Below are 7681 nucleotides of genomic sequence, written 5' to 3'. Positions count from 1 at the left end.
TGTCCCACGGTACGTTGACCGCCTATAGCTTCTTGTACTTGTTGCGCGCGACTTTTTACCCGGCCAAGCTTTTCTGGTCGGAACCCCCTAAGCCGAGTTTTCAAGGTGCTGCGCCGTCCACTTGGTTTTCGAGACTGGCCTTTTAATTCTAACGTAAAGCCAACCTAGAACGGCGGGGTTTCAGACCCAAAATTTCCGATGAAGGTGAATCGACAAACCTTTCAGTAAATCAGCAACTAGGGTAATAGAACCCAGAAGAAAACAAGAAAGCTGACGTAAGGGTTTGAGGTGGAGAGTTTTACTAAAGACAGTATGTTGGGGGGGAAGTTGCTCTAAATTGGGTTCAGGAGATTGATTTTCCGCTTCTCCACCCAGCATAACCGTCCAGAGAGTGGCTACAGCCATAGCTAACCAAAGGCATTCGGCACGCTGTGGGTCAAGCAGGCTTTGTGTTTTGCCATTGCCAGCCGTCGGAGGGGAGTGGGTTTTGAAAGTTCGATTGGGAGTTTTATCATCTTATTCCATAAGACCGCAGCAAAAAGCAACCCGGCTGTACGGTCGTTAGGGAGAATAGCCTATCACCACAAGGCAAAAACCTTACTGCGACATGGCATCCCACAATTCGCTGAAAACCATAACTATACTTGCATTAGGGAACGCACCCTACCAGAGCTAATATTTGAGTAAGCCAGACAGGAGCCAGAAAAAGATATTTATCAGAAAAGTCATGATCAAGCTAGAGGTTTAAAAACTGATCGGGTTCCAATTATTTTTATTAATAAATATTTTACATAATTCATACCAGGTAAGCAAGAGAGCTACGCCACTACTACCGAATCATTACCAGCGGCAGCAACGTTGTAGCCAATTTTGATCCCAAAGAGCCGAGAATGGGGGTGTTTCTCGCTCAATAAGTCAGCAGCGTGTAAGCCATTTTCATCAACTTTGTAGTCACCTGTTTCAATGTCAATGATGACCATCTTGCCAATTTTTTCTTCAACTTCCACCTCTTGGCGGATTCTGCTTTCGTACAGTTTCTCTGCACGTTGAGCAACTTCTTCACGGCTTAAAAGGATTGCTTGCATATACTAACTCCTGATTACGATTTGACTTCTGGAGACCTCTCTATAATATCTCATACTAAATCCGGGTAATAGATAATCAGTTTTCAATAACCGGATTTAGTATAAAGCTCTTCTGGGACTCTGGCAAAAGTCTTACAGTCTCTAAACTCTAGCTCTCTTATGGGGTAAACCTTCAAGCTATCGCTAACTAACAGAAACCCGAAATTTGAGTTTTTATTAGAAAAAAAGTTAGCGATCACTTGTCAACCAAGGGTTTCAGAATCTGGATTCGGTCAGGAATTTCCGAAAGTCCCAGAAGAGCGTTATAGCAGTTCTCACACCTGTGTGGCACAAGTTAACCTTTGCTAATTAAGCTTTTCAACATCGATAATGTACCTCTTGCGAACAGGAAACGCTATAAATTGCTGCGTTACGCTTTGGCTAACGCACCTACGATTTATGTTTCTGTTTGTGGCTAAATTGACAAAAGTTGCTCAAAATATAACCTTAGCAACATAAATCGGCCTATCCCTAGTTAAGCTGAGTTGAGGATAAGCCGAAACCCTAATTTTACCCTAGCTGGTTAGCTCTATTCTTTCGTGGAAGTCATGGCAAAATCTCCTTAGTCCGATAATTCTTTGTACCAATCCCATCACACAAATGCCTATCTTCCTCCCTGACATTAATATTATTCTGCAAATAAACCCGCACCCAATCGCAACTACGCCCCATTAAAGCATCTAAATTCAATAAATTCGAGTCTGTTTCTACCTTCCAGAGTTTGATAGTCCCGTCCCAACTACCGCTTACCAAAGTCTTGCCGTCGGGACTAAAATTAACGCTTCTGACAAGGCTATTATGCCCATAGAGGGTGTGGATTTCTTGACCTGTCTCTACATTCCAGAGTGTGATAGTCTTGTCATCACTACCGCTCACCAAAGTCTTGCCGTCGGGACTAAAATTAACGCTTCTGACACGGCTATTATGCCCCTTGAGGGTGCGGATTTCTTTGCCTGTTTCTACATTCCAGAGTTTGATAGTTTTGTCCCAACTACCGCTCACCAAAGTCTTGCCGTCGGGACTAAAATTAACGCTATAGACATAGCTATCATGCCCCTTGAGGGTGCGAATTTCTTGGCCTGTTTTTACATTCCAGAGTTTGATAGTGTTGTCCCGACTACCGCTCACCAAAGTCTTGCCGTCAGGACTGAAACTGACACTAATAACGTGCCAAGTCCGTATCTTTGAAATACTTGTGAAATCAGAGTTTTGAAAAAGTCGCACACGGTGTTACTTTTATTTACCCCATTCCGACTCACAATAATCAAACCTTCTTTTGTTTTCTTCATACTCCTCAACCGTTCCATAACCTTGTTTCCAATTCCTATCTCTTAGGAGTTGGTAACACATTCTCCCTCTCTCATGAATTTTGCTTGTCCTCGCTTGTTCTTTCGCGGACTCTACTTGTTCTTTCGCGGACTCTATCTCGTACTCTAGTTGTCGTTCAAGGTTATTTATTTCTTTTCGCTTTTCGGCGTTCTGCCATTGAATCAATATACCCAAAGCTAAAATCAAAATCGAACCTCCTGCTAGTACATAAACATAAACAGTCTGTCGTCTTACACGTTCTCGCCGCCTTTGTTCTTTGTCTCGCAGTTTTACACTTACTTGGATATAAAATAGCTCCCCTTCGCTCAAATCCTCTGGACGTTGTTTCAGCTTCTCTTCTGCCTCCGCCAACGCTGTACCCCGCAACAATCTGCTTTCATCCCATCCAGTTACGTCTCCATTTTCTATCTGTTGCCATTGATACATTCCTGCCCTTAATCGCTCTTGCCAAGCGCGAAAAACCCTGTCTGTATCCATCCAGCCCCGCAATTCCCCCCAATTGCGAATCAGTGCTTCATGCACCACTTCCACCGTCTCCACCTGTGCCTCTTCACTGCGACTGGTGACAACTAAACGCGCATCCGCCAGTTGTTTCACCAGCGCCCAATTTACCGCCCCTAATTCCGCTTTTGTCGCCAGCCGCCGCGTATCTTCTGTGCCTTCCCCTGGGCGTACCAATTGGATGAAAATGCGCCGCACCTCTTTCCGTTGCGCCTCACTCAGCTTGTCATATTCTTCATTGGCATGGCGGGCCAAAGCACCCTGCACTTCGCCAATTTCTGTATATGCCAGATGGGTTAATTCTTTGCCCTGTCGCCGCTGCCACAATTCCGTTAAGGCAAACTCTAGTAATGGCAAATTCCCCGGCTCACTCTCCACATCATCGAGGATGCGCTCCACCAGTCCCGCTTCAAATGTCACCCCCAATTTTTGCGCCGGTTTTTCAATAACTTCTGTGAGTTCTTCTCGGTTCATCGGCCCCAATTTCAAGTCAGTATTTTGTAAGACATCGGCAAAGGGACGATAGGAAAGAGCATTCCCCAAGAAATCCGCCCGCATAGTTAATACCAACACCATTCCTACCCTTTCAAAGGGGAATGTAGTTAATTTATCGAGAAAATTACGACGGATTGTTTCATCAGGACAGAGGGTATAAAGTTCCTCAAATTGGTCGGCAATTACCAGCACCCGTTCACTGGGATAATTCTGTTGGATTTGGGCAACAACGTCAGCTAGAGGAATGTCGCCATCACGCAAATAATTGGCTAACTGACGCGCTTGGGCGAGGCGTTCTGTCTCATTTAGATTAGTTGTATAAAGGGGAACTAATGCTAAAGCTAGGGCATGAAAAGGGTCAGAACCGGGACGAAAATGGGTAAACTGCCAGTGACCTTCTTGTTGCAATTTGGGGACTAATCCCGCAAAAACTACCGAGGATTTACCACTTCCCGACGCACCTAATAGGGGGATGAAATTACGGGTTTGGGTTGCCTGAAATAGGTTTGTGATAAAGCTTTTGCGCCCAAAAAAGTATTCTGCATCTCCTGGCCCAAAATGAAACAAGCCACGATAGGGACAGGGCAGATTATCATCGGCAACATCGGCAGAATCAGCAGGGGCTATTCTTGCTTCTTCTCGATAATAGTAATTGGTAATCGTGATGGTTGCATTGCCAGTCCCAGAGGTAGCAGCATATTGAGCTTCTGTAATATTTTGTTGAATTTCGCTTGGTTCTGACATATCAACCATCCTGATTAATTAAAATACAGTCTCAGTCATCCTTAGATGTGCCATGCTCGGTGATGCCGCTAATACTAGCATTACCCGTGCCAGAGGTAGCAGCATATTTAACATTACTGATATTTTGGGTGATAATTTGTTGTCCACCGGGTTGTTCTTGGAGCTTGTCTAGTAAATCTTGGGCTAATTTAGTGATTTCATTATCTTTATCAACCCCGGCTTCGACAATTTTATCTTTTAACAAACCTTCAGCTTTCTTGATATCCTCTGGTTTTGCCTCTACCATTGCCTGTGCTAAAGCATCATTAGCAAACTTACGCTTAATCAAGGTTTTCAAACCTTGATATGTATCTTTAACGCCTTTTTCCGCCGTATCTTTAGCCGCAGCAACCGCACCGGCAGTCAAGGCGGCGATAATCAGAGAAACTGGTTCCATTGTTTGATACTCCCAATAAAATATTGCTGATTCAATCTTAGATCAAAACAATTTTTAATAGTAAGCCAAATCGCAATCAGCTAGAGAACTGGAATTTTACGGCCAAGGCACTAAGCCTTAAAAGTATTGCTATATAAGGATCGTAGCTGAAAAAGCCAAACTATGGTTTTCCCTGTGGATGGGGTTTATCAGTTATGGGATTTGAGTTTTCAATTCACTGTTTACTGAACAATGAAAAAAACTCCCTGATTATCGCCGATGATACCAACGGGTAAATAATTTTTCTAACTCCACCCAAACGAATAATAAGGTACTAAATCCCAAACAGATTAATAATTCTTCTTTAGTTAAAAATTGAGTGCCGAAAAAATCCCGCAGGGCAGGAACATAGATTAACATCAGTTGAAAAATTGTCGTCAGGGTTACTGCTACCCAGAGATAGGGATTAGTCAAAGGATTCATTTCTATGGTAAGATGATCGCTCGATCGCACGGAAATGGCATGACCCATTTGAGCTAAACAGAGAGTAGTAAAAACCATAGTTTTCCATGAACCAGTATTACCAAAAAGCGGATCCAAGCGCACAGCGATTAACATTTGAGTGATATTAATAATCGAAAAAATAATCCCAATTCTCACGATATAACTGCCCAAACCGCGAGCAAAAATACTTTCTTGGGGACTAAAAGGAGGGCGACGCATAATATTAGGAGAAGCGGGTTCCACTGCCAAAGCTAACGCGGGTAAACCATCAGTAACTAAATTCATCCAGAGAATTTGTAGGGGAGTGAGAGGAGTAGCTAAACCCAAAAGAGGCGAAGCAGCGATAGTAATCACTTCCCCGATATTACTGCCGAGAATATATTTAATAAAACTGCGAATATTGTTATAAACCACTCGCCCTTCTTCCGTGGCAGCGACGATAGTGGCAAAATTATCATCAAGGAGAATCATATCACTAGCCTCTTTGGTGACATCGGTTCCGGAGATTCCCATGGCAATACCGATATCTGCTTGTTTTAGGGCCGGAGCATCATTCACCCCATCTCCGGTCATAGCAACAAATTTACCCTTTTTTTGCAAGGCGCGGACAATAGTTAATTTATGTTCGGGGGAGACACGGGCATAGATGTTAGTTTTGTCAATGATGTTTTCTAGCTGAATTGGTGATAATTTATCTAATTCTCGCCCTGAGATGACTAAAGCTCCCGCTTGGGCAATACCAAGACTTTTAGCCACCGCTAGAGCGGTTAATTGATGATCGCCGGTGATCATAATCGGACGGATTCCCGCTTCTCGACACCTAGCCACGGCGATTTGTACCTCTGGTCGCGGTGCGTCGATCATACCGACCATTCCTAACCAAATTAGCTTATCTTCGCTGATTTCAGTTGATTCTGGCGGATAAATTAGTGTTTTATAGGCTAATCCTAAGACTCGTAAACCCCTGTTAGCCATAGCATTGTTAGCGACTAAGACTTTTTCTTTTTGCCTATCCCCAAAAGGAAGACTTTCTAATCCCGATTGGTAGGAGAGACACTGTTCAAGGATTAATTCCGGGGAACCTTTGGTAAATAGTACGCGATTGACTCCTTGACAAATGACCGACATTCGCTTTCTTTGGGAAGAAAAAGGGATTTCAGCGATTCTAGGGAACTCTTGCTTGGTTAGGGATAAATTTAAGCCCGCTTTCGCCCCTAAAACTAATAAGGCTCCTTCCGTGGGATCGCCTAAAATGCTATCGTGACCGTTATCGAGGTCTAAACTGGCATCGTTGCAGAGGATACTGGCAATTAAAAGATGATGTAATTCTAGATCGGTTTTGGGATCGATCGCCCGTTGCTTGGAGTCTAAAAATTGTCCTTTTGGGCTATATCCTTCCCCAGTAACTAAAAAACTGCGATTAACTGTCTCTATCTCGCGTACAATCATTTTATTTTCCGTTAGCGTCCCAGTTTTGTCGGAACAGATCACATTAACGGAACCAAGGGTTTCTACTGCCGGCAGTTTACGAATCAAGGCCTGACGTTTGACCATGCGTTGGGTACCTAGGGCGAGAGTTAGGGTGATAACTGCGGGTAATCCTTCGGGAACGACGGCTACTGCCATACTAAGGGAAACTTCCACTAATTCCTCTAGGGCCGACCAACCGGCATTGATCAGGCCGATGGTAATAGTCAGGGCCACTAGAATGAGAGAACCAGCAACAAGGACATTACCCAAGTGAGTCATTCTTTTTTGGAGAGGAGTGGGTTCATTGCCGACTGTTGCTAACATTTGAGCGATTTTGCCTAATTCCGTGGTCATCCCCGTATTGGTAACGATGACCTTGGCCCGGCCTTGCAGTACCTCTGTTCCAGTAAAGACAAAATTTAAGCGATCGCCAAGGGGAGTATCCCTGTCTAAGGGGTCAATGGAGGCGGATTTATTAACACTATTTGCCTCTCCTGTCAAGGCCGATTCGCGAATTTGCAGGTTAAAAGCTTCGATAATTTGGCCGTCGGCGCTGATTTGGGTTCCCGCTTCAATCAGCATGATATCCCCGGGGACGAGATTAACCGCATCTATTTCTCTGCGTTGACCCTCGCGGATAACATTAACTTGGGGAGAGGAGAGTTTTTTTAAAGCGGCCAGAGCTTTTTCGGCACGACTTTCTTGCAGATAGCCGAGGATACCATTGAGGATGACAATTGTTAAAATAGCGATCGTATCTTTGAAGGGAACACCAATTTTAGCCAGATGACCGCGCTGCAATGCCAGTAAATCCAGTCCTCCGGAAATTATGGCCACGGCAATTAAGAGGAGGAGCATAATATTGGTAAACTGATCTAGGAGAATTTGCCAATTACTGCGCCCTGGACGTTCTTTTAGTTCATTTTTGCCATAATATTTAATTCTTTGGGCGATTTGCTCCCTATTGAGGCCATTAACAGCCGAACTACCGAGGATAGATAGGGTGGTTTCCACCGAATAGGTATGCCAAGGTTGTTGCAAGTTAAGTCTAGAATGGGCAGAATAGTCGGCATTAGCGGCCATGGCAAGTGAAGATAGT

Annotated in this window: 5 protein-coding genes and 1 pseudogene; all 6 read right to left on the bottom strand. The window is 44.1% G+C overall.

All coding sequences use genetic code 11. The features are described 5' to 3' along the window. Positions 1 to 180: 180 nt before the first annotated feature. The gene (locus tag PN470_RS14115) at positions 181 to 405 is read right to left on the bottom strand and encodes a hypothetical protein (protein WP_002736478.1); all 225 of its coding nucleotides are present in this window, start codon (positions 403 to 405) and stop codon (positions 181 to 183) included. Positions 406 to 818: 413 nt separating this feature from the next. Continuing rightward, positions 819 to 1085 carry a hypothetical protein gene (locus PN470_RS14110; protein WP_002773835.1) on the bottom strand — a complete coding sequence of 89 codons (267 nt, stop codon included), beginning with the start codon at positions 1083 to 1085 and terminating at the stop codon, positions 819 to 821. Positions 1086 to 1670: 585 nt separating this feature from the next. Beyond that, a pseudogene (locus tag PN470_RS14105) lies at positions 1671 to 2291 on the bottom strand (WD40 repeat domain-containing protein); the annotation flags it as partial. A 69-nt stretch (positions 2292 to 2360) separates the two neighbouring features. After that, the gene (locus tag PN470_RS14100; protein ID WP_271937219.1) at positions 2361 to 4193 is read right to left on the bottom strand and encodes an nSTAND1 domain-containing NTPase; all 1833 of its coding nucleotides are present in this window, start codon (positions 4191 to 4193) and stop codon (positions 2361 to 2363) included. A 31-nt stretch (positions 4194 to 4224) separates the two neighbouring features. After that, positions 4225 to 4629 carry a hypothetical protein gene (locus PN470_RS14095; protein WP_012266550.1) on the bottom strand — a complete coding sequence of 135 codons (405 nt, stop codon included), beginning with the start codon at positions 4627 to 4629 and terminating at the stop codon, positions 4225 to 4227. A gap of 249 nt (positions 4630 to 4878) precedes the next feature. After that, the gene (locus tag PN470_RS14090; RefSeq protein ID WP_271937216.1) at positions 4879 to 7665 is read right to left on the bottom strand and encodes a cation-translocating P-type ATPase; all 2787 of its coding nucleotides are present in this window, start codon (positions 7663 to 7665) and stop codon (positions 4879 to 4881) included. Between the last annotated feature and the right edge of the window lie 16 nt (positions 7666 to 7681).

Origin of the sequence: Microcystis sp. CS-574 (assembly GCF_028329095.1) — a bacterium.
GTDB lineage: Bacteria > Cyanobacteriota > Cyanobacteriia > Cyanobacteriales > Microcystaceae > Microcystis > Microcystis ichthyoblabe_A.
This window is presented reverse-complemented; position numbering and strand designations above follow the sequence as displayed.

What these genes read in the sequence shown, in the direction of transcription:
- PN470_RS14115 (WP_002736478.1), bottom strand. Translation starts at nt 405, where the DNA reads ATGGCTGTAGCCACTCTCTGGACGGTTATGCTGGGTGGAGAAGCGGAA.
- PN470_RS14110 (WP_002773835.1), bottom strand. Translation starts at nt 1,085, where the DNA reads ATGCAAGCAATCCTTTTAAGCCGTGAAGAAGTTGCTCAACGTGCAGAG.
- PN470_RS14090 (WP_271937216.1), bottom strand. Translation starts at nt 7,665, where the DNA reads ATGGCCGCTAATGCCGACTATTCTGCCCATTCTAGACTTAACTTGCAA.
- PN470_RS14095 (WP_012266550.1), bottom strand. Translation starts at nt 4,629, where the DNA reads ATGGAACCAGTTTCTCTGATTATCGCCGCCTTGACTGCCGGTGCGGTT.
- PN470_RS14100 (WP_271937219.1), bottom strand. Translation starts at nt 4,193, where the DNA reads ATGTCAGAACCAAGCGAAATTCAACAAAATATTACAGAAGCTCAATAT.